Source organism: Massilia aquatica, from assembly GCF_011682045.1.
GTDB classification, from domain to species: domain Bacteria; phylum Pseudomonadota; class Gammaproteobacteria; order Burkholderiales; family Burkholderiaceae_D; genus Telluria_A; species Telluria_A aquatica.
In genome coordinates, this window is record NZ_VVIW01000026.1 from 23093 (window position 1) to 46675 (window position 23583).

Here is a 23583-nt window from a genome sequence, read left to right on the forward strand (position 1 = left end):
ACCCGCGGGTTCCTTTTTTGTTACGGACAGGGGGCGCCGGCGCCCCCTGAAGGCGATGCTTACTGGCGCACGCAGTCGACAAAATAACCGCGCTTGCCGTCCACTTCGCGCTTGACCAGGCCGTGCACGTCGGTCTCGAAGCCGGGGAAGCGCTCGTTGAAGTCGCGCGCGAAGCGCAGGTAGTCGACGATGGTCTTGTTGAAACGCTCGCCCGGGATCAGGAGCGGAATGCCCGGCGGGTAAGGCGTCAGCAGAATCGCCGTGATGCGGCCTTCCAGTTCCTCGATCGCGACGCGGTCGATTTCGCGGTGCGCCATCTTGGCAAAGGCGTCGGACGGCTTCATCGCCGGGATCATGTCGGACAAATACATCTCGGTGGTCAGGCGCGCCACGTCGTACGTCTTGTAGAAGTCGTGGATCTGCTGGCACAGGTCGCGCAGGCCCATCGCTTCGTAGCGCGGATTGGCCGCCGCGAACTCCGGCAGGATGCGCCACATCGGCTGGTTCTTGTCGTAGTCGTCCTTGAACTGCTGCAGCGCCGTAACCAGCGTGTTCCAGCGGCCCTTGGTGATCCCGATGGTGAACATGATGAAGAACGAGTACAGCCCGCACTTCTCGATGATCACGCCGTGTTCGGCCAGGTACTTGGTGACGATCGACGCAGGAATGCCGGACTCGCCAAACACGCCGTCGAGCGACAGGCCAGGAGTGACCACGGTGGCCTTGATCGGGTCGAGCATGTTGAAGCCGGGGGCAAGGTTGCCGAAACCGTGCCAGTCGTCTTCGGCGCGGATCATCCAGTCGTCCTGGGTGCCGATGCCTTCTTCCGAGAAGGTGTCCGGGCCCCAGACCTGGAACCACCAGTCGTTGCCGAATTCGGCGTCGACTTTTTTCATGGCGCGGCGGAAGTCGAGCGCTTCGAAGATCGATTCTTCGACCAGCGCGGTGCCGCCCGGCGCTTCCATCATGGCTGCGGCGACGTCGCACGAGGCGATGATCGAATACTGGGGCGAGGTCGAGGTGTGCATCAGGTAGGCCTCGTTGAAGGCATCCTGGTCCAGCTTGACCGTTTCCGACTCGCGCACCAGTACTTGCGAAGCCTGCGACAGGCCCGCGAGCAGCTTGTGGGTCGACTGGGTCGAGAAGATCATCGACTCCTTGGCGCGCGGACGGTCCTTGCCGATCGCGTGCATGTTCTTGTAGAAGTCGTGGAAGGTCGCATGCGGCAGCCACGCTTCGTCGAAGTGCAGGGTGTCGATCTTACCGTCCAACATTTCGCGCAAGGTCTCGACGTTGTACACCACGCCGTCGTAGGTCGACTGGGTGATGGTCAGGATGCGCGGCTTCTTGTTGACGGCCTGGCGCGCGAACGGATTGGCTTCGATCTTGCGGGCGATCGATTCGGGTGTGAATTCTTCCAGCGGAATCGGGCCGATGATGCCGAGGTGGTTCCGGGTCGGCATCAGGAACACCGGAATCGCGCCGCACATGATGATCGAGTGCAGGATCGACTTGTGGCAGTTGCGGTCGACCACGACGATGTCGCCCGGGGCGACGGTCGAGTGCCACACCATCTTGTTCGAGGTCGAGGTGCCGTTGGTGACGAAGTAGCAGTGGTCGGCGTTGAAGATGCGCGCGGCGTTGCGCTCGGACTTGGCGACCGGGCCGGTGTGGTCGAGCAGCTGGCCGAGTTCTTCGACGGCGTTGCAGACGTCGGCGCGCAGCATGTTCTCGCCGAAGAACTGGTGGAACATCTGGCCGATCGGCGACTTGAGAAAAGCCACGCCGCCCGAGTGGCCGGGGCAGTGCCAGGAGTAGGAACCATCGTTGGCATAGTTGACCAGCGCGCGGAAAAACGGCGGCGCCAGGCCGTCCAGATAGGACTTGGCTTCGCGGATGATGTGGCGCGCCACGAATTCGGGCGTGTCCTCGAACATGTGGATGAAGCCGTGCAGTTCGCGCAGGATGTCGTTCGGGATGTGGCGCGAGGTGCGCGTTTCGCCGTAGATGTAGATCGGGATGTCCGAATTCTTGTGGCGGATTTCCTTGACGAAGGCGCGCAGCGCGATCAGGGCCGAATCGGTGTCTTCGATCGATCCGGTGCCGAATTCCTCGTCATCGATCGAGAGCACGAAGGCCGAGGCGCGCGACTGCTGCTGCGCGAACTGCGACAGGTCGCCGTAGCTGGTCACGCCAAGCACCTCCATGCCCTCTTTTTCCATCGCCTCGGCGAGCGCGCGGATACCGAGCCCGGAGGTGTTCTCGGAACGAAAATCCTCGTCGATAATGACGATTGGGAAACGAAATTTCATGGACAGCTCCAAAGCGAAGCGCCGTGAGGATGTCCACGCCTGTGCGGGACGCCGCTCACGGCACCGGTCAAAAAAAGAAGAAGCGGATTTTCGCAGAAATGGCGGCAATCCGGTGAAAAAACTTTTGCTAGATTAACTACAAGCGGGCCGTAGTGTCGCACACTATGGCCGCCATGGTGGCGGCGCCGCGAACGCGTGCGTACCAACGGGCCGCCAGGCCCCCTTAAACCGCTTTTGTATACGTCACGAAGGCGTAGTCGAAGCCGTTGGCATCCGAGCGGTGCGCTTCGCGCGCGCTCTCGGTCCATTCCGCCGGATCGAGTGGCGGGAAGAACGCGTCGCAATCGAAGGTGGCCGCGATCTCGGTGACGATCACGGTCTGCGCCAGCGCCAGGGTCTGCGCGTAAATCTGGGCGCCGCCGATCACGAAGGCCGGCGCAGCGTCCGCCAGCGCAATCGCGTGCGGCACCGACAAGGCGCGTTCGACGCCCTCGCGCTGCCAGTCCATATCGGTGGTGACGACGATATTGCGCCGGTTCGGCAGCGGGCGGCCGATCGAGTCGAAGGTCTTGCGGCCCATGATGATCGGGTGGCCCGTGGTCAGGCGCTTGAAGTGCGCCAGGTCTTCCGGCAGGCGCCAGGGCAGGGTGTTGTCGATGCCGATGCCGCGCGCGGCGTCCATCGCGACGATGAGAGTCAGTGTGCTCATAAAGCTTGAGTATTCCAAACAGATCAGAAGGTCGCCATTATGGTCCAAAACAGCCGATTCGCGCCATGCGGCAGCCCGGTACAGTGTGTCAGCATTGTGAACTCGCCGTTTTGAAAGTAACCAAATGTCACACATCCTCACGGTTGTGTTGCCTGTATATCCTTAATTTCAAAGGGGAAATTGACTAAGTAAAAACTAAGTGTTGGGTTAAAACGTCAAATCATCATTTCTCTGTGGCAACTTCGTTGATTGCTGTATTGTCTTCCAACGCCTGCAATAAGGCAGCTTGTATTAGCGATTTTTCTTGTCGATATCCCAAGAAAGCCTTGCTAGAGCCTGCCGCGCTTGCCTTACGTCTTGGAGAACCGATGAAGCACCCACTCAGTAACAGCAGCAGCGCAGGTCCGCGCGCCACCCTGGCCCTGGCGGACGGCACGCTGTTCGAAGGCCGCGCCATCGGCGCGACCGGCCACACCAGCGGCGAAGTGGTGTTCAACACCGCCATGACCGGCTACCAGGAAGTGCTGACCGATCCGAGCTACACGCGCCAGATCGTCACGCTCACCTATCCGCACATCGGCAATACCGGCATCAACAGCGAAGATGGCGAGTCGGCCCGGGTGCAGGCCGCCGGCCTGATTATCCGCGACCTGCCTTTGCTGGCCTCGAATTTCCGCTCGACCCAAAGCCTGTCCGATTACCTGGTACGGCAGAACGTGGTGGCCATTGCCGATATCGACACCCGCAAGCTCACCCGCAAGCTCACCCGCCTGCTGCGCGAAAAGGGCGCGCAGAACGGCGCCATTGTCGTCGGCGCTGAACCCGGCCAGGCGCTGGCGCTGGCGCGCGCCTTTCCCGGCCTCGATGGCATGGACCTGGCGCGCGTGGTCTCCACAGCGGCGCCATACGAATGGATCGAGGGCCCGTGGCAGCTCGGCGCCGGCTTTCCCGCGCAGAGCGCGCCGCACCTGCACGTAGTCGCCTACGACTACGGCGTGAAAACCAATATCCTGCGCATGCTGGCCGGGCGCGGCTGCCGCATCACGGTGCTGCCGGCGCAAGCGGGCGCGCAGGACGCGCTGGCGCTGAACCCGGACGGCATCTTCCTGTCGAATGGCCCGGGCGACCCGCAAGCCTGCGGCTACGCCATCGAGGCGGCGCGCACCCTGATCGACAGCGGCACGCCGGTGTTCGGGATCTGCCTCGGGCACCAGATCATGGCGCTGGCCTCGGGCGCGCGCACGGTCAAGATGAAATTCGGCCACCGCGGCGCCAATCACCCGGTGCAGGAACTTGCCAGCGGCAAGGTGGCGATCACGTCGCAGAACCATGGCTTCGCGGTCGATGCCGCCACCTTTCCGGCCAATTGCCGGGTTACCCATGTGTCGCTGTTCGACGGCACCCTGCAGGGTTTCGAACGCGTGGACAGGCCGGCCTTCTGCTTCCAGGGCCACCCCGAAGCTTCCCCCGGCCCGCACGACCTGGCCTACCTGTTCGACCGTTTTGTCACCCTGATGGAAAGTAGTAAACATGCCTAAGCGCTCAGATATCCGCAGCATCCTGATTATCGGCGCCGGCCCGATCGTGATCGGCCAGGCCTGCGAGTTCGATTATTCCGGGGCCCAGGCCTGCAAGGCGCTGCGCGAGGAGGGCTACCGGGTCATTCTCGTCAACAGCAACCCGGCCACCATCATGACCGATCCCGAGATGGCCGACGCCACCTACATCGAGCCGATCGCCTGGGAGGTCGTGGCGCGCATCATCGCCAAAGAGCGCCCGGACGCCATCCTGCCGACCATGGGCGGGCAGACCGCGCTCAATTGCGCGCTCGACCTGCACCGCCATGGCGTGCTGGCCGAATTCGGGGTCGAATTGATCGGCGCCACCCCCGAAGCGATCGACAAGGCCGAAGACCGTGCCAAGTTCAAGGCCGCCATGACCAGCATTGGCCTGGCTTCGGCGCGTTCCGGCGTGGCGCACAGCATGGCCGAAGCCTGGGAAGCTCAGGCGGCGCTTGGTTTCCCGGTGGTGATCCGGCCGTCGTTCACCATGGGCGGCAGCGGCGGCGGCATCGCCTGCGACGCCGCGCAGTTCCACACCATCTGCCAGCGTGGGCTGGAACTGTCGCCCACCAACGAACTGCTGATCGAAGAATCGCTGCTCGGGTGGAAGGAGTTCGAGATGGAAGTCGTGCGCGACAAGCTTGATAACTGCATCATCGTCTGCTCCATCGAAAACCTGGACCCGATGGGTGTGCACACGGGCGACTCCATCACGGTGGCGCCCGCGCAGACATTGACCGACAAGGAATACCAGATCATGCGTAACGCCTCGCTGGCGGTGCTGCGCGAAGTGGGCGTGGACACGGGCGGCTCGAACGTGCAGTTCGCGGTCAATCCGCAAGACGGGCGCCTGATCGTCATCGAAATGAATCCGCGAGTCTCGCGCTCGTCGGCCTTGGCCAGCAAGGCGACCGGGTTTCCGATCGCCCGCGTGGCGGCCAAGCTGGCGGTCGGTTTCACCTTGGACGAACTGCGCAACGAGATCACCGGCGGCGCCATGCCGGCCTCGTTCGAGCCGTCGATCGACTACGTGGTCACCAAGATCCCGCGCTTCGCCTTTGAAAAATTCCCCGGCGCCGACGAACACCTGACGACACAAATGAAGTCCGTCGGCGAAGTCATGGCGATCGGGCGCACCTTCCAGGAGTCGTTCCAGAAGGCCCTGCGCGGTCTTGACATTGGCGTCGACGGGGTGCGCCGCGACGGCATGCACACCGGGCGCGCCGTCATCGAAGAAGAACTGCGCAAACCGGGGCCGGACCGCATCTGGTACGTGGGCGAAGCCTTCGCCCGGGGTTTCACCCAGGACGAGGTGCATGCCTGCAGCGCGATCGACCCGTGGTTCCTGGCGCAAATCCAGGACCTGGTCGAGATCGAGCTGTGGATCGAACAGCAAACCCTGGCCGCGCTGGATAAACCGGTGATGTACCGCCTCAAGCAGCAGGGCTTCGGCGACCGCCGCCTGGCCGCGCTGCTGGGCGCGAGCGAGCAGGCGGTGCGCGCGGCGCGCCACGCGCTCGGCGTGCGGCCCGTGTACAAGCGGGTCGATACCTGCGCAGCCGAATTTGCCACCAGTACCGCCTATCTGTACTCGACCTACGACGAACAATGCGAAGCGGCGCCCAGCGCGCGCAGCAAGATGATGGTGCTCGGCGGTGGCCCCAACCGCATCGGCCAGGGCATCGAGTTCGACTACTGCTGCGTGCACGCGGCCATGGCCCTGCGCGAAGATGGCTACGAAACCATCATGGTCAACTGCAATCCCGAAACCGTATCGACCGACTTCGATACCTCCGACCGCCTGTACTTTGAACCGGTGACCCTGGAAGACGTGCTGGAAATCGTCGCCCTCGAACAGCCGGCCGGCGTGATCGTGCAGTACGGCGGCCAGACCCCATTGCGGCTGGCACTGGCGCTGGAGGCGGCCGGCGTGCCCGTGATCGGCACCTCGCCCGACATGATCGACGCCGCCGAAGACCGCGAGCGCTTCCAGCAATTCCTGCAACAGCTCGACCTGCGCCAGCCGCAGAACCGCACCGCGCGCACCGAGCCCGAGGCGGTGCGCCTGGCCGGCGAGATCGGCTATCCGCTGGTGGTGCGCCCCTCGTATGTGCTGGGCGGGCGCGCGATGGAGATCGTGCACGAGCAGGCCGACCTGGAACGCTACATGCGCGAGGCGGTCAAGGTCTCGCCCGATTCACCGGTGCTGCTGGACCGCTTCCTGAACGACGCCATCGAAGTCGACGTCGACTGCATCTGCGATGGCGAACGCACGCTCATCGGCGGCGTGATGGAGCATATCGAGCAGGCCGGCATTCACTCGGGCGACTCGGCCTGCTCGCTGCCGCCGCATACGCTGGGCGACGCCACGGTGCGCGAGATCAAGCGCCAGACCGCGCTGATGGCCAAGCAGCTGAACGTGGTGGGCCTGATGAACGTGCAGTTCGCGGTCCAGCAAAAACGGGTGGACGCGCGCGTGCACGATGTGGTGTATGTACTCGAAGTGAACCCGCGCGCCTCGCGCACGGTGCCGTTCGTGTCCAAGGCCACCGGCCTGCAACTGGCAAAAATCGCCGCGCGCTGCATGGCCGGGCAGTCGCTGGCCAGCCAGGGCGTGTTCGATGAGGCGGTGCCTCCGTGCTTCAGTGTCAAGGAAGCTGTATTCCCGTTCGCCAAATTCCCCGGCGTGGACACCATCCTCAGTCCCGAAATGAAGTCGACCGGGGAAGTGATGGGCGTCGGCCCGACCTTCGGCGAGGCTTACTTCAAGGCCCAGCTGGGCGCCTCGGTCAAGGTGCCGCGCGACGGCCTGGTGTACCTGCGTGTCAAGCGCGGCGACCAGGCGCGCACGGTCGCGCTGGCGCGCCGGCTTCTCGGCGCCGGCTTTACCCTGTGCGCCAGCCTGGTGACGGCAAGCGTGGTGCGGGCCGCCGGCATGGAGGTCGAAGAGATCGACGAAGCCGCCATCCTGGAACGCCTGGCCGCGCGCCGGATCGCCATGATGGTCCTCACCGTCGACGAGAAACGCAGCGCCGTGGTGGCCTCGCGGCCACTGCGCATCGCCGCGCTGGCCGCCGGCACGGTGGTCTGCACCACCATCGCCGCCGCCGAATCCATGTTCGAAGCGACCCTCCATGCCGACAGCTACGGGCTGCAATCGCTGCAGGAACTGCGCGCCAGGCCGGTCGCGGCTCCACCGGCGCCGCACGCGCGCCCGGTTCCTGGCGCGGCCGACCTGGCGGCGGCGTCCATCGCCTTGCCCGAACGGCGCGCCGGTGCGCGCGAACTGGCGGCCGGCGAAACGCCGCTCAAGCTGTTCATCCGCCAGCCGTTCACCGAATCGGACGCCGGGCAGCAGCGCCTGATCGGCGACATCATGGCCCTGATCGACAGCGCCAACGGCCTGCCGCACCCGTTCGACTACCTGACCGGCACCCGCGCCGAAAGCGCGGACACCTTCAAGAAGTCGTTCGAGCGCGATTTTCACCTGCCGTTCACGCCCAAGAACTTCCGCGACCACCGCCTTGGCCTGCTCGACCATGCCGACGCGGTCGTCAACATCCGGGTCGGGATGAGCGAGAGCAGCGCTTTCGAGCTCGGTTACCACATCTTCAAGGGCCGCTGCACACCGGTGCTGTTCCTGGTGTGGAAGCACGCGCCGATCAAGACCACCCTGATCCGCGAACTGCAGGACCTGTGCGACGTCAGCTATCTCGAGTTCGAGCATGTGGACGAACTGCGCAAAGGCATTCACGCATTTTTCAGCACCATCCGGCGCAGCACCAGCAACGCCACCCTACACAGTCACAAGGAGTAAAGCATGTTCGCCAATCTGAAAATCCGGACACTCGTCATCGGTGTCCTCGGCTTCCTCATCGTCCTGATGGTCACCATCGGCGCCATGGGCATCTACAGCGGCCGCCACGCGGTCGGCCTGGTACGCGACGTTACCGTCGAAGACCAGCGCAACATCACGGTGCAGACGGCCGTGCGTCTTGAAATGGAACTCAATCGCAGCCAGATCCTGCAGGCGCTCCAGCACAATCCGGCGCTCTCGTGGGCGCAGCTGCACGACCACCCGCTGGCGGTCCACTTCGACCAGATCGATGCGATCGCCGGCCGCACCGCCAAGCGCTGGGAAGAATACATCGCCGCGGTCAAGACGCCGGAAGAAAAGCGCCTGGCCGAAGAGTGGTACGCCAAGAGCGACGCACTGGGCATTGAGAACGTGCGCGCCGCCGCCGCCTTCATCAAGGCCGAAAAGTGGGATGACGCCGAAATGGTCCTGATCAAGAAGATCAATCCGGGCTACCGCATCGGCGACGTCACCCTGGCCAACCTCAAGGAACTGGCCGCCAAGCGCGTCAAGGCCGACGACGAGATGGTTAACGCCAGCCTGGCGCGCATCGCCTACGGCATGGCCGGCATCCTGCTGCTCGGCGTAGTCCTGGGCATCGCGGTCGGCTGGGCGCTGGTGCGCGCCATCTCGGCGCCGCTGCAGGAAGCCATGCAGATCGCCATGCGCGTCGCCGACGGCGACCTGACCGGCAACATCGTCACCCACAGCCACAACGAAATCGGTGCCTTGCTGGGCGCGATGGACAAGATGAAGTCGAACCTGGCGCGGATCGTCGCGGAAGTGCGCAGCGGGACCGACACCATTTCGAGCGCATCGAGCGAAATCGCCGCCGGTAACACCGACCTGTCGGACCGCACCAGTTCCCAGGCCAGTTCGCTGGAACAAACCGCGGCGTCGATGGAAGAACTCACCAGCACCGTGCGCCAGAACGCCGACAATGCGCGCCAGGCCAATGTGCTGGCCATGTCGGCCTCGGAGGTGGCCACCAAGGGCGGCCTGGTGGTCGCGCAAGTGGTCGAGACCATGGGGTCGATCAACGCGTCATCCAAAAAGATCGTCGACATCATCGCCGTCATCGACGGCATCGCCTTCCAGACCAACATCCTCGCGCTGAACGCGGCGGTGGAAGCGGCGCGCGCAGGCGAGCAGGGACGCGGTTTTGCTGTGGTGGCCTCGGAAGTGCGCAACCTGGCGCAGCGTTCCGCCAGCGCCGCCAAGGAAATCAAGCAGCTGATCGGCGACTCGGTCGACAAGGTCGACAGCGGCGCCAGGCTGGTCGACCAGGCCGGCCTGACGATGCAGGAAATCGTCACCAGCATCCATCGGGTCACCGACATCATGGGCGAAATCACCACCGCCAGCGCCGAGCAGACGGCCGGCATCGACCAGATCAACGAAGCGGTCGGGCAGATGGATTCGATCACCCAGCAAAACGTGGCGCTGGTCGAAGAAGCGGCGGCGGCGGCCGGCCTGCTGCAAGAGCAAGCCGGTACGCTGACGCAGGTGGTCAGTGTGTTCAAGCTCGATGGGGCGGCCGCCTCGCTGGCGGCGCCGCGTGCGGCCAAGCCGCGCAAGGCAGTCGTGGCGGCGCCGCGCGCAGCGGGCAAACCTGCGCCTGCCGTGCGCAAACTGGCCGCGCCCGCGCCCGCGCCGCAAAAGCGTGCGCTCGCCAGCACCGCCGCCGCATCGGACTGGGAAGAGTTCTGACGTTTGCGCGCAGACTGAGCGGACGGGCGCCCTGGAACGGCGCCCGTTTGTTTTTGTAACAAACTGTCATTGATCCAGATCATTGACGATGGCGCTTTCGCTGCGGGCGAACCGGCGTCACATACAAACAGTTGGTTTAAGAAGACAAGCGCCAAATCTTCGATGTAAGGCTATATTTCTTTCAGGTATCGTGTTTTTCGACAGGCAGCGTGGGCAACAAAACCCGCCACGCGCCGCGTCGATGCACCTCACTGGGAGACTGTATGAAGCACCCGCTCAGCGGCTCGGGCACTCGCCCCGGCGCCATTCTCGCGCTTGCCGATGGCACGCTATTTCATGGCAGCGCCGTCGGCGCGCCGGGCCAGACCAGCGGCGAAATCGTCTTCAACACTGCCATGACCGGGTATCAGGAAATCCTGACCGACCCCAGTTACGCGCGCCAGATCGTCACCCTCACGTATCCGCACATCGGCAACACCGGCGTCAACACGCAGGACTGCGAATCGGCGCGGGTACATGTGGCGGGGCTGGTCATCCGCGACCTGGCGCTGCTGGCGTCGAACTTCAGGAGCAGCAGCAGCCTGTCCGATTACCTTGCTGCGCATGGCGTCATTGCGATCGCCGGCATCGACACCCGCAAGCTCACACGCCTGTTGCGCGACGGCGGCGCCCAGCACGGCGCCATTGTCAGCGGCGACGATCCGCAGCCGGCGCTGGCACTGGCGCGCGCCTTCGACGGCATGGCCGGCGCCGACCTGGCGCGCCTGGTCACCACCAAGGCGGCCTACGAATGGGACAAGACGGTGTGGCGGGCGGGGTCTGGATTCGGGCGCCGGCAAGGCGCGCACCTGCACGTCGCCGTCATCGACTTCGGCATCAAATCGAACATCCTGCGCATGCTCGCCGAGCGCGGGTGCCGCATCACCGTGCTGCCCGCCACCACGAGCGCGGCGCAGGTGCTGGCACTGGGCGCCGACGGCGTGTTCCTCTCGAACGGCCCGGGCGACCCGGCCGCCTGCGATTACGCGATCGCGGCCGCGCGCACCCTGATCGACAGCGGCACGCCGGTATTCGGCATCTGCCTCGGACACCAGATCATGGCGCTCGCTTCCGGCGCGCGCACGGTCAAGATGAAGTTCGGCCATCGCGGCGCCAACCACCCGGTGCAGGAACTTGCCAGCGGCAAGGTGGCGATCACGTCGCAGAACCACGGCTTCGCGGTCGATGCCGCGAGCTTGCCTGCCAATTGCCGGGTTACCCATGTGTCGCTGTTCGACGGCACCCTGCAAGGTTTCGAGCGGCTCGACAAACCGGCCTTCTGCTTCCAGGGCCACCCCGAAGCCTCACCCGGCCCGCACGACACGGCTGGCCTGTTCGACCGGTTCGTGACCATGATGGAGGATTGCAAACATGCCTAAGCGCGCAGATATCCGCAGCATTCTGTTGATCGGCGCCGGTCCGATCGTGATCGGCCAGGCCTGCGAGTTCGATTACGCCGGCGCGCAGGCCTGCAAGGCGCTGCGCGAAGAAGGCTACCGGGTCATTCTCGTCAACAGCAACCCGGCCACCATCATGACCGACCCGGACATGGCCGACGTTACCTACATCGAACCGATCGCCTGGGAGGTCGTGGCGCGCATCATCGCCAGGGAGCGTCCGGACGCCATTTTGCCGACCATGGGCGGGCAGACCGCGCTCAATTGCGCGCTCGACCTGCACCGCCATGGCGTGCTGGCCGAATTCGGGGTCGAATTGATCGGCGCCACGCCCGAAGCGATCGACAAGGCCGAAGACCGCGCCAAGTTCAAGGCCGCCATGACCAGTATCGGCCTGGCCTCGGCCCGTTCGGGCGTGGCGCACAGCATGGCCGAAGCCTGGGAAGCGCAGGCGGCGCTTGGTTTCCCGGTGGTGATCCGGCCATCGTTCACCATGGGCGGCAGCGGCGGCGGCATCGCCTGCGACGCCGCGCAGTTCCACACGATCTGCCAGCGCGGGCTGGAACTGTCGCCCACCAGCGAACTGCTGATCGAAGAATCGCTGCTCGGGTGGAAGGAGTTCGAGATGGAAGTCGTGCGCGACAAGCGTGACAACTGCATCATCGTCTGCGCCATCGAAAACCTGGACCCGATGGGCGTGCACACGGGCGACTCGATCACGGTGGCGCCGGCGCAAACGCTGACCGACAAGGAATACCAGATCATGCGTAACGCCTCGCTGGCGGTGCTGCGCGAAGTGGGCGTGGACACGGGTGGGTCGAACGTGCAGTTCGCGGTCAACCCGCAAGACGGGCGCCTGATCGTCATCGAAATGAATCCGCGCGTCTCGCGTTCTTCAGCCCTGGCCAGCAAGGCGACCGGTTTCCCGATCGCCCGCGTGGCGGCCAAGCTGGCGGTCGGTTTCACCTTGGACGAACTGCGCAACGAGATCACCGGCGGCGCCATGCCGGCCTCGTTCGAGCCGTCGATCGACTACGTTGTCACCAAGATCCCGCGCTTCGCCTTCGAAAAATTCCCCGGCGCCGATGAACACCTGACCACCCAGATGAAGTCCGTGGGCGAAGTGATGGCGATCGGGCGCACCTTCCAGGAGTCGTTCCAGAAGGCCCTGCGTGGTCTCGATATCGGGGTCGACGGCGTGCGCCGCGACGGCATGCACACCGGCCGCGCCGTCATCGAAGAAGAACTGCGCAAACCGGGCCCGGACCGCATCTGGTACGTGGGCGCCGCCTTTGCCCAGGGCCACACGCTCGACGAAGTGCATGCCTGCAGCGCGATCGACCCCTGGTTCCTGGCGCAGATCCAGGATCTGGTCGAGATCGAGCTGTGGATCGAACAGCAGACCCTGGCCGCGCTGGATAAACCGGTGATGTACCGCCTCAAGCAGCAGGGCTTCGGCGACCGCCGCCTGGCCGCGCTGCTGGGCGCGAGCGAGCAGGCAGTGCGCACGGCGCGCCACGCGCTCGGCGTACGGCCCGTGTACAAGCGCGTGGACACCTGCGCCGGCGAATTCGCCAGCACCACCGCCTACCTGTATTCGACCTACGACGAACAGTGCGAAGCGGCGCCCAGCGAGCGACGCAAGATGATGGTGCTCGGCGGTGGCCCGAACCGCATCGGCCAAGGCATCGAATTCGACTACTGCTGCGTGCACGCGGCCGTGGCCCTGCGCGAAGATGGCTACGAAACCATCATGGTCAACTGTAATCCCGAAACCGTGTCCACCGACTTCGACACCTCCGACCGGCTCTATTTTGAACCGGTGACGCTGGAAGACGTGCTGGAGATCGTCGCCATCGAACGGCCCGAAGGCGTGATCGTGCAGTTCGGCGGCCAGACACCGCTCAAACTCGCCCTGGCGCTGGAGGCGGCCGGGGTACCCATCATCGGCACCTCGCCCGACATGATCGACGCCGCCGAAGACCGCGAACGCTTCCAGCGGATGCTGCAACAGATCGACCTGCGCCAGCCGCGCAACCGCACTGCGCGCTCGGAGCAGGAAGCGGTGCGCATGGCCGCCGACATCGGCTACCCGCTGGTGGTGCGACCTTCGTATGTGCTGGGCGGGCGCGCCATGGAAATCGTGCACGAAGCGGCCGACCTGGAACGCTACATGCGCGAAGCGGTCAAGGTCTCGCACGACTCGCCAGTGCTGCTGGACCGCTTCCTGGACGACGCCATCGAGGTCGATGTCGACTGCGTGGCGGACGGCAGGCGGGTCCTGATCGGTGGTGTGATGGAGCATGTCGAGCAGGCCGGCATTCACTCGGGCGACTCGGCTTGTTCGCTGCCGCCGCACTCGCTGAACGAGGCCACGGTGCTTGAGATCAAACGCCAGACCGCGCTCATGGCAACCCAGCTGAACGTGGTCGGCCTGATGAACGTGCAGTTCGCGGTGCAGCAGTTGCGGGTCGACGCCCGCCTGCTGGACTTTGTGTACGTGCTCGAAGTGAACCCGCGTGCTTCGCGCACCGTGCCGTTCGTGTCCAAGGCCACCGGCCTGGCGCTGGCCAAGATCGCGGCGCGCTGCATGGCCGGGCAGTCGCTCGACCAGCAGGGCGTGGAAGAAGCGCTGGCGCCACGCTTCTGCGTCAAGGAAGCGGTGTTCCCGTTCGCCAAATTCCCCGGCGTCGACACCATTCTCAGTCCCGAAATGAAGTCGACCGGTGAAGTGATGGGCATCGGCCCCACCTTCGGCGAGTCGTTCTGCAAGGCGCAACTGGGCGCATCGGTCAAGGTGCCCACCTGCGGGCGGGTCTACCTGCGCGTGCGCCGCGGCGACCAGGCGCGCGCGGTGGCGCTGGCACGGCGCCTGGCGGGCGCCGGCTTCACCCTGTGCGCGAGCCTGGTGACGGCGACCGTCATCCGCGCCGCCGAGATCGAGGTTGCCGAGATCGACGACGCGGCGGTCATGGCGGCGCTGGCGGCGCGTGAACTGGCCATGGTGGTGCTGACCGTGGACGAGCGGCGCAGCGCGGTGGTGGCCTCGCAACCGCTGCGGGTGGCGGCGCTCGCTGCCGGTACGGTGGTGTGCACCACCATCGCCGGCGCCGAAAGCATGTTCGAAGCGAGCCTGCATGCCGCCAGCTTCGGGCTGGTGTCGCTGCAAGAGCTGCACTGCGCGCCGGCCTTGGCCGCGCCATCGCCTCGCGCGCGCCCGACTCCCACGCCGGCCGATGTGCTGGCCGCTGCCGTCACGCTGCCCGAGCGGCGGCGCCAGGCGCGCCAGCGCACGGTGGGCGCGCCCCCGCTCAAGCTGTTCATCCGCCAGCCCTTTACCGAGTCGGACGCCGCCCAGCAGCATCTGATCGGCCAGGTGCTGCATCTGATCGACAGCGCCAACGGTCTGCCGCACCCGTTCGACTACCTGACCGGCACCAAGGCCGAAAGCGCCGACACCTTCAAGAAGTCGTTCGAGCGCGATACCGGCCTGCCGTTCACGCCCAGGCACTTTCGCGACCACCGGCTTGGCTTGCTCGACCAGGCCGACGCGCTGGTCAACATCCGGGTGGGCATGAGCGAGAGCAGCGCTTTCGAACTGGGCTACCACATCTTCAAGGGGCGCCGCACGCCGGTGCTGTTTTTGGTGTGGAAGGAAGCGCCGATCAAGACCACCCTGATCCGCGAACTGGAGGACCTGTGCGATGTCACCTACCTGGAGTTCGGGCAGGTGGACGAACTGCGGGCCGGCATCCAGGCGTTTTTCGCGCGCGTGACGCCCGCCGCCGCAAGTTAGTGCCGCAGCCGGCGCGCATGGAGCGCGCCGGCCTTTCAACGCATCTCTCAAGAACAGTCATTCAAGGAGTATCGAATGTTCGATAACATCAGTATCAAAAGCCTTGTCACCGGGGTTCTCGGCTTCCTGATCTTGCTGCTGGTAGCCGTTGGCGCCATGGGAATTTACGGCGCCGCTCATTCGGTCGCCCTGATTCGCGACGTCACGCTCGAAGACTATAAAAACAGCTCGGTGCAGGCGGCCAGCCGGCTCGAGATGGAACTCAATCGCAGCCAGATCCTGCAGGCGCTCCAGCACAATCCGATCCTCCCTTCGTCGCAGTTGCACGACCACGCCCTCAACGTGCACTTCGACCAGATCGAGGCGATCGCGGAGCGCGCCACCAGGCGCTGGAGCCAGTACATGGCCGCCATCAAGTCGCCGGAAGAAAAACGCCTGGCCGAGGAATGGTTCGCCAAGAGCGAAGGGCTGGGACTGGAACATATCCGCAGCACGGCGGCCCTGATCAAGGCCGGCAAATGGGTCGACGCCGAACATGTGCTGATCAAGAAGATCAACCCGACCTACCGCGTGGGCGACGCGGCGATGGAGCGCATGAAGGAAGCCATCGCCACGCGCGTCAACGCCGATGAGCTGCGCGTCAAGCAAGAACTGGCGCAGATTGCCTACGCCATGGTGGCGGTGCTGGCCGTCGGCGTGATGCTGGGGATCGCGGTGGGCTGGGCGCTGCTGCGCGCGATTTCGCTGCCGCTCAAGGAAGCGATGCGGATCGCGGTGCGCGTGGCCGGCGGCGACCTGACCGGCGCGATCGGCAAGCACGGACGCAATGAAATCGGCGCCTTGCTCGGCGCGATGGACAAGATGAAATCGAACCTGGCCGGCATCGTCCTTGAAGTACGCGGCAGCACCGACACCATTTCCAGCGCGGCGGGCGAAATCGCGGCGGGGAACACCGACCTGTCGGACCGCACCAGCTCCCAGGCCAGTTCGCTCGAACAAACCGCCGCCTCGATGGAGGAATTGACCAGCACCGTGCGCCAGAACGCCGACAATGCGCGCCAGGCCAATGTGCTGGCGCAGTCGGCCTCGGAAGTGGCCACCAAGGGCGGCGTGGTGGTGGCCCAGGTGGTCGAGACCATGGGCTCGATCAACGCCTCGTCCAAGAAGATCGTCGACATCATCGCCGTCATCGACGGCATCGCCTTCCAGACCAACATCCTGGCGCTGAACGCGGCGGTGGAAGCGGCGCGCGCCGGCGAGCAGGGACGCGGCTTTGCGGTCGTCGCCTCCGAGGTGCGCAACCTGGCGCAGCGTTCGGCCGGCGCGGCCAAGGAAATCAAGCAGCTGATCGGCGACTCGGTCGACAAGGTCGACAGCGGCGCCAAGCTGGTCGACCAGGCTGGCGTGACAATGCAGGAAATCGTCACCAGCATCGCCCGCGTGACCGACATCATGGGCGAAATCACCACGGCCAGCGCCGAGCAGACGGCCGGCATCGACCAGATCAACGAAGCGGTCGGGCAGATGGATTCGATCACCCAGCAAAACGTGGGCCTGGTCGAAGAAGCGGCGGCGGCGGCCGGGCTGCTGCGCGAACAGGCCGGCGCGCTGACGCAGGTGGTCAGCGTGTTCAAGGTCGATGGCGGCAGGCAGGCGCCGGAACCGGCTCGCCAGGCGCCGCAACGCCAGGCGCCGGCGGCGACGCCGCGCCTGGCCGGCAAAGCCGCACCGAAGGCAAAAACGCCGGCCGCGCCAAAGGCGGCCAAAAAAACGGTCGCCAGCGCCACCTCGAGCGGCGACTGGGAAGAGTTCTGAAACCTGGCGCGCAAGGCATGATGGCGCTATCGCCAGGCCTTGCGCGCCATCGGACATGTTGTATTTGGTTTAATACTGTTGCACATATGTAATTACACCCGTAGAATCGCGTGTCTATTTACTTTTGTGCAAAAAAATGAAAACGTTTCGGTCTTTCTCCCTCCTGTTCAGTGTTGTTCTGCTCACCGCGTGCGGTGGCGGTGGTAGCGGCGGTAGCGGCCCCCAAGGCAGCGGGACTGCGCCGGCGCCGGTAAATCCGGCTCCGGTGACGCCGCCGCCTGTCACATCCACGCCAGGCATCCCGGTCGCCCAGGGCGGCAACGTCCTGTTTGTCGGCGACACCAACAACCAGGTGCTTGCGGCGTTCGATACGCTCGCGCCCGTCGCAGCCAACACCGTATTGAGCGCCAAGGTCCTGAAGGTCGATTCTTACTACGGCTATGGCATGCAGTTAGACGGCGCGCGCAATCTGCTGTACATCATGGCCGGCGATAAAGCCGGCGCGCAGATCGGGGTGTTCACCGATGCGCGCAACCTCTCCGGCAGCGTCAGGCCGCAGCGCTTCATCGCGCCGGCGATCGGGGTCGACTATGTGGTCCAAAGCCTGTTCCTTGATAAAGCCAACGACCGCCTGTATGTGGGCTATCAAGAGATGGAAATGTCTGTGAGGGGCTTCATGGTGCTGGAACATGCCAGTACCCTGAGCGGCACGGTGGCGCCCTCGCGCAGGTTTCACGGGACGATGGATACCATGCATTTCGCCATCGACACTAAGCGGGGATTGTTGTATAGCAAGTACGCGCGCGGCGGCGGCCTGCCGGTCCAGGTACACGCCAATATTGACAAGGCGTCCGGCGAGTTGCCGATTGCCGGCCAATTCAATATCGACGGTAACATCAGCGGCCTGGCGATCGACGAGGAGCGCGATCGCCTGTACGTGGGCGCGAACGGGGCGGGGGTGTCGGTCTTCGTGGACGTCAGCAAGCCCGACCCGGCCAGCAGGATCAAGTTCACCGCCGTGCCCGGCATCGGCGCCGCCGCCAACACCGTGCTCGCCTTCGACCGCAACCACGACCGCCTGTATGCGGGTGTGGGAAGCACTGCCTATGTGCTGGAACAGGCGAGCAAGCTGGGCGAGGATAGCAAGCGTACGCCGCTGGGCGTCGATGCCGGCAACCGCGCCATCATCAGCGGCTTCGCATTCTGAGGCAGGCGGCGCCTGCCAAGGCGCCGGTCGCGCCTTATACCGCGACCGGAGCCTTGATGTGCGGGTGCGATTCGTAGCCGGCCACCTCGAAGTCCTCGAACTTGTAGTCGAACAGCGAATCGGGCTTGCGCTTGATGACCAGGCGCGGCAGCGCGAACGGTGCGCGCGCCAGTTGCAGGTCGACCTGCTCCATGTGGTTCGAATACAGGTGGCAGTCGCCGCCGGTCCAGACGAAGTCGCCCACTTCCAGGTTCGCCTGCTGGGCCATCATGTGGGTCAGGATCGCGTACGACGCGATATTGAACGGCACGCCGAGGAAGATGTCGGCGCTGCGCTGGTACAGCTGGCAGGACAGCTTGCCGTCGGCTACGTAGAACTGGAACAGCGCGTGGCACGGGGGCAGCTTCATGTTCGGGATATCGGCCACGTTCCAGGCCGAGACGATCATGCGGCGCGAGTCGGGATTGTTCTTGATCTGCTCCATCACCTGGGTGATCTGGTCGATATGTTCGCCGCCCGGCGCCGGCCAGCTGCGCCACTGATAGCCGTAGATGGGACCGAGGTCGCCCTTGGCGTCGGCCCAGTCGTCCCAGATACTGACGCCGTTGTCCTTGAGGTAGCCGATGTTGGTGGAGCCGGCCAGGAACCAGATCAGTTCATGGATGATGGATTTGAGATGCACCTTCTTGGTGGTCACCAGCGGGAAACCATCCTGCAGGTTGAAGCGCATCTGGTGGCCGAAGACGGAGCGCGTACCGGTACCGGTGCGGTCGGTTTTTTCGGTGCCATGGTCTTTCACATGGCGCATGAAGTCGAGGTATTGGCGCATCGCTAAAACTCCGTATTATAGTGCAAACCGAATCTTAACGGCCCGCCAGCGCCCGCGCCAGCAGTTCGACGCTGTCGCGCACGCGCTGATCGGGCAGGGCGGCGAGGTTCTCGCCGACGTACAGTTCCACCACACTGGACTCTGGCAGTGCGCCATGGGCGGCGCGGCCGAACAGCCATATCTGGTGCTCGCGCGCGATGCGGTCGCGGATCGCCAATGCCCGTTCGCGCGCCACCGGTAGGTGCAGGTGCAGCATGTTCGCCTGCGGACGCGCCGGATTGACGCCGATCGCAGGGTAGTCGCGCAGCACCTCGTACAGCCACTCGGTGCGGCGGAAGTAATGCGGCATGGCGGCCAGGCGCGCGTCGAACTGCATCGCCGCGGCCACCACGTAGGGCGAACGGTGGATCACATTGCCGCCTTCGCGCCGAAACCACTCGGCGGCGCGCTCGACGAACGCGCGGCGCCCGGCCAGCATGGCGCCACCGAGGCCGCCGATGCCCTTGTACAGCGACACATATACCGAATCGAAGCCGGCGGCGATCTCGCGCAGCGGGCGCTGGTAGCCGGCGGCCGCTTCCCACAGACGCGCGCCATCCATGTGCAGGTGCGCGTTGCGGGTGCGGCAGTGGGCCTTGATCGCTTCGAGCTCCTCCCAGGGTGGATTTTGTCCGCCGATTTCGCGCATCGGGATTTCCATGGCGACGGCGCCGAGCCGATCGGGAATGGCGCGCAGGTCCGCGCTCGACCAGGGGCGGTGCCGGTCGCCCGTCTGCAGCGCGTGGAAGTGCCCGAGCAGCTGGTAATTCGATTTTTCGTGCACGATGATGTGCGAGGTCGGATGGAGCGCGACCAGGCGGCTGAAGCTGTCCTCGCAGGCCAGGCGCAGCGCGGTCACCTGGGCCATGGTCCCGCTGATGCAGAACACGGCCGCCTCCAGGCCGAGCAGGTCGGCGATTTTCTGCTCGAACGCCTCGATCAGCGCGCCGTTGCCGTAGACATCATGGGCGACGCGGTTATCCTCGCACCACGCGGCCATGGCGGCGAACATCTGCGCCGGCGTGCGGGCCCGATGGCCCGGCAGTACCGTATGGCACTGTTGAAACAACTCCGCGTCCGTCACCACGTTCTCCAAATGGTTGCAAAACCGGGGTCTGTCCCCGGTTTTGCAACAAAAAACATCAACCGGGGTCAACATCAACCGGGGTCAGAGCTTTAACTCGAAACATTGTTAAATCGGTGACCGGCTACCTTGGCATCAACGTGCCGCAAACATCATCACTCCATGGCTGTCATCGCTCACGCGTCAGGAAGTTGTTCGTGTCATCCAAGGTCCAGGGCGGCAAAAATGTTAAAAGTTTCTGATTAAAGCTCTGACCCCGGTTGTAGGAAGGTTCTTAAGCTACTTCGTGGGCGATGTGGACGTTGTGGAATTGCAGCGCGGCGAGGTTGGCGTAGATGCCGCCCAGCGCGACCAGCGAGGCGTGCGTGCCGGTTTCGACGATGCGGCCGTCTTCCATCACGATGATGCGGTCGGCCCGCTGCACCGTCGCCAGGCGGTGCGCAATGATGACCGTGGTGCGCCCGACCATCGCCGCTTCCAGCGCACTTTGCACCAGCCGCTCCGACTCGGCGTCCAGCGCGCTGGTCGCTTCGTCGAGCAGCAGCAGCGGCGGATTTTTGAGCAGGGCGCGCGCAATCGCAATCCGTTGCCGCTGTCCGCCCGACAGCCGTACCCCGCGCTCGCCCAGGAACGATTTGTACCCCTGCGGCAGGCGTTCGATGAATTCGTGGGCGGCGGCCATGCGCGCCGCCGCTATGACTTCGGCGTCGCTCGCGCCGGCGCGACCGTAGCGGATATTTTCCATGGCGTCGGCCGAGAAGATCACCGTGTCTTGCGGGACGATGCCGATGGCGTCGCGCAGGGTGTGCAGGTCGAGCCGCTTGATGTCGACGCCGTCCAGGGTGATGGTGCCGCTTTGCGGGTCGTAGAAACGCAGGAACAGCTGGAACAGGGTGGTCTTGCCGGCTCCCGAGGGGCCGACCACGGCCACCGTTTCGCCGGGCGCAATCGACAAGGTCAGGTGCCCCAGCGCCGCCGTCTCAGGCCGCGACGGGTACGAGAAGGTAACGTCGTTCAGCGCCAGCGCGGCGCCGCTGGCGGTGCGCGCCGGCAGGGTGACCGGCTTGGCCGGGTTTTGGATCGAAGACTGGACCGACAGCAGTTCGAGCAGGCGTTCGGTGGCGCCGGCGGCGCGCTGGGCTTCGCCCATCACTTCCGAGAGCGCGCCGATCGAGCCGGCCACGATCGAGGCGTACAGGATGAACTGGCCAAGGTCGCCGCCGGTCATGGTCCCTTCCAGGACGGCGTGCGCGCCCAGCCACAGCACGAAAACGATGGTGCCGAAAACCAGCACGATGGCGAGCATGGTCAGCAGCGCGCGCGCGCGGATGCGCCGCATGGCGGTGGCAAAGGCGCCTTCGACCGACTTGCCGAAGCGCGCCGATTCGATTTTTTCGTGCGTGAAGGCTTGCACGGTCGGCATGGCGTTGAGGATTTCTCCCGCCATGGCGGAGGCGTCGGCGATGCGGTCTTGCGAGTCGCGCGAGAGCTTGCGCACGCGCCGCCCGAACAGCACGATCGGCACGATCACCGCCACCAGCAGCGCCAGGATGATGGAGGAGAGTTTGACGCTGGTCACGAACAGCATCACCAGGCCGCCCAAAAACAGCAGCACGTTACGCAGCGCCATCGAGATGCTGGTGCCGACCACCGCCTGGATCAGGGTGGTGTCGGTGGTGATGCGCGAGAGGACTTCACCGGTTTGGGTGGTCTCGAAGAACTCGGGGCTCTGGTCCACCACGTGCTTGTAGACGGCGCTGCGGATGTCGGCGGTGACGCGTTCGCCCAGCCAGCTGACGATGAAAAAGCGCGCGGCGGTGGCCACGGCCAGCAGCGAGGCCACGCCGAACAGGGCCAGGAAGGTGGCGTCGACATGGCGGATGCTTTTGGCGCCGGCCGAGGCACCGAAACCGAGGTCGATCATCTGCTTGAAGGCGGCCGGAATGGCCAGGGTGGCGCCGGCGGCGAGCACCAGCGCGATGCCGGCCAGGAAAAACTGGCGGCGGTACGGACGCAGGAAGGGGAGCAGGCCCTTGAATGCGGCCAGGCTTCCTTTGCGGCTGGCGTCGGAGGCGTTGCTGTTGGTCGGGCTGTTGCTTGCGCTGCTGGTGGAGCTGTTGGTCATCGTGTCAGTGCTTCAGTGTTCGTTTTTTAAAATTTCATCGCACGGTCGTAACCGGTCATCTCGAGGTAGCCATGACCGGCTTGCACCCCGTCGCGCTTGATCGTCACCGCGCCTTCCCAGTACACGGCGCCGGTCGAGCGCCGCGAGTCAAGCTCCTGGTCTGGCTGCAGGGGGGTGATGTGCCATTGCGTGGCGCCGGTCGTGATGGTCGTCGCCACCGGGTAGACGGCTTTGGTGCGCGGCGACGTCCAGTGGGTCTGCGGCGTAAATACCACGTCGCCCGGCGCGTATTGCGTCACCTTGCCGGCCGCATCGCGCAGCGTCGCGTGCGCCCACAGTTTACCACCTTGTTTGCCGCGTATCTGGAAAGCCATCAGCGCCGAGCCGTCATCGAGGTTGGCGCCGACCCAATTCCAGCCCTGGGTGTCGGGCGGTAGCGCTTCGGTCGACCATTCGTGATCGAGCCAGGCGCGCCCTTCGACGCTGCGCGCGGCGCCCTTGCCGGCGCTGGCGGTGCCGCGTACCTTGAGCTGCGGCTCGCTGTAGTAGTAGCTCGCGTGGCGGCCCTCGGCGCTCTTGCGCGAGTAGCCTTGGTCGCCCTGCAGCAGCACCGGCTGGGTCGGCGCCAGCGACAGGTTCAGGTTCAGGTGCGGCGAGACAATGGTCACTTGGTAGGTGCCGTCGGCGCCGCGCACCATGCGCCAGTCGTCCAGTTTGAGGTCGGTGGTGCCGGTTTTGGCATACGCCAGGCCGAAGCCTTCGCGCACGGTGCGCTGGTCGTGCGCCAGCTTGCCGAGCGCCGGATCGGACAGCGCGGCGTGGCCGATCACCAGCTGCTTCGGCGCGAACGCGCTCGGATTAGCCGCGTCATGCCCGGTGGCGCGCCGGAAGAACGTGACCTGGAAGCCCAGCGGCTTGCCATCGGCGGTATTGAGCCAGCCGGTGACGTACCACCATTCGGTCAGGTAGTCCGGGTGAGCGCCGTAATCGGCCGGGAACGACAGTGCTTTTCCGGGGGCGACCACGCCGAACACCGGCGGCGCGGCGTGGCTCGTCTGCGCCACCGCCAGCAACAGCGCAAGAATGCATTTCAATCCAACTCG

At 65.1% G+C, this 23583-nt stretch carries 14 protein-coding genes; 8 read left to right on the forward strand and 6 right to left on the reverse strand.

The window, feature by feature from the left end:
• Positions 1–59: 59 nt before the first annotated feature.
• Entirely contained in the window at positions 60–2312 is a 2253-nt protein-coding gene (locus F1609_RS28290) for an arginine/lysine/ornithine decarboxylase (RefSeq protein WP_166885044.1), read from the reverse strand.
• Here F1609_RS28290 and F1609_RS28295 point away from each other — a divergent pair.
• Positions 2311–2448 carry a hypothetical protein gene (locus F1609_RS28295; protein ID WP_166881041.1) on the forward strand — a complete coding sequence of 46 codons (138 nt, stop codon included), beginning with the start codon at positions 2311–2313 and terminating at the stop codon, positions 2446–2448. The genes F1609_RS28290 and F1609_RS28295 overlap by 2 nt on opposite strands.
• An 87-nt stretch (positions 2449–2535) precedes the next feature.
• On the opposite strand, the gene F1609_RS28300 is transcribed toward F1609_RS28295, so the two are convergent.
• Positions 2536–3021, reverse strand: coding sequence for a dihydrofolate reductase (locus tag F1609_RS28300; RefSeq protein WP_167080335.1), 486 nt, complete (start codon positions 3019–3021; stop codon positions 2536–2538).
• A gap of 368 nt (positions 3022–3389) precedes the next feature.
• Between F1609_RS28300 and carA (F1609_RS28305) the strand changes: the two genes are divergently transcribed.
• The 7 genes from carA (F1609_RS28305) to F1609_RS28335 all read left to right on the forward strand — a co-directional run bounded on the left by carA (F1609_RS28305) (position 3390) and on the right by F1609_RS28335 (position 18403).
• Positions 3390–4559 carry a glutamine-hydrolyzing carbamoyl-phosphate synthase small subunit gene (gene carA / locus F1609_RS28305; protein WP_167080337.1) on the forward strand — a complete coding sequence of 390 codons (1170 nt, stop codon included), beginning with the start codon at positions 3390–3392 and terminating at the stop codon, positions 4557–4559.
• Positions 4552–8400 carry a carbamoyl-phosphate synthase large subunit gene (gene carB, locus F1609_RS28310; RefSeq protein WP_167080339.1) on the forward strand — a complete coding sequence of 1283 codons (3849 nt, stop codon included), beginning with the start codon at positions 4552–4554 and terminating at the stop codon, positions 8398–8400. The genes carA (F1609_RS28305) and carB (F1609_RS28310) overlap by 8 nt, the downstream gene beginning before the upstream one ends.
• Before the next feature lie 3 nt (positions 8401–8403).
• Positions 8404–10149, forward strand: coding sequence for a methyl-accepting chemotaxis protein (locus F1609_RS28315; protein WP_167080341.1), 1746 nt, complete (start codon positions 8404–8406; stop codon positions 10147–10149).
• Between the two features lie 263 nt (positions 10150–10412).
• The gene (gene carA / locus F1609_RS28320; protein ID WP_167080343.1) at positions 10413–11567 is read left to right on the forward strand and encodes a glutamine-hydrolyzing carbamoyl-phosphate synthase small subunit; all 1155 of its coding nucleotides are present in this window, start codon (positions 10413–10415) and stop codon (positions 11565–11567) included.
• Positions 11560–15381 carry a carbamoyl-phosphate synthase large subunit gene (gene carB / locus F1609_RS28325; protein ID WP_167080345.1) on the forward strand — a complete coding sequence of 1274 codons (3822 nt, stop codon included), beginning with the start codon at positions 11560–11562 and terminating at the stop codon, positions 15379–15381. Before carA (F1609_RS28320) ends, carB (F1609_RS28325) begins: the two co-directional genes overlap by 8 nt.
• Positions 15382–15456: 75 nt before the next feature.
• A complete protein-coding gene (locus F1609_RS35285; protein ID WP_167080346.1) occupies positions 15457–17196 on the forward strand; it encodes a methyl-accepting chemotaxis protein in 1740 nt (579 codons plus the stop codon).
• A gap of 265 nt (positions 17197–17461) precedes the next feature.
• The gene (locus F1609_RS28335) at positions 17462–18403 is read left to right on the forward strand and encodes a hypothetical protein (protein WP_167080348.1); all 942 of its coding nucleotides are present in this window, start codon (positions 17462–17464) and stop codon (positions 18401–18403) included.
• Between the two features lie 34 nt (positions 18404–18437).
• Here the strand turns inward: F1609_RS28335 and thyA are convergent, their stop codons facing one another.
• The 4 genes from thyA to F1609_RS28355 form a co-directional block, all read right to left on the reverse strand.
• Positions 18438–19232, reverse strand: a complete 795-nt coding sequence (thyA, locus tag F1609_RS28340) for a thymidylate synthase (RefSeq protein ID WP_167080349.1) — start codon at positions 19230–19232, stop codon at positions 18438–18440.
• A gap of 34 nt (positions 19233–19266) precedes the next feature.
• Complete coding sequence (locus F1609_RS28345) at positions 19267–20355, reverse strand: threonine aldolase family protein (RefSeq protein WP_167080351.1); 1089 nt, start codon at positions 20353–20355, stop codon at positions 19267–19269.
• Positions 20356–20629: 274 nt separating this feature from the next.
• Positions 20630–22480: an ABC transporter transmembrane domain-containing protein gene (locus tag F1609_RS28350; protein ID WP_167080352.1), complete on the reverse strand. Its 1851-nt coding sequence runs from the start codon at positions 22478–22480 to the stop codon at positions 20630–20632.
• Between the two features lie 26 nt (positions 22481–22506).
• Positions 22507–23574, reverse strand: coding sequence for a lipocalin-like domain-containing protein (locus F1609_RS28355; protein ID WP_167080354.1), 1068 nt, complete (start codon positions 23572–23574; stop codon positions 22507–22509).
• Between the last annotated feature and the right edge of the window lie 9 nt (positions 23575–23583).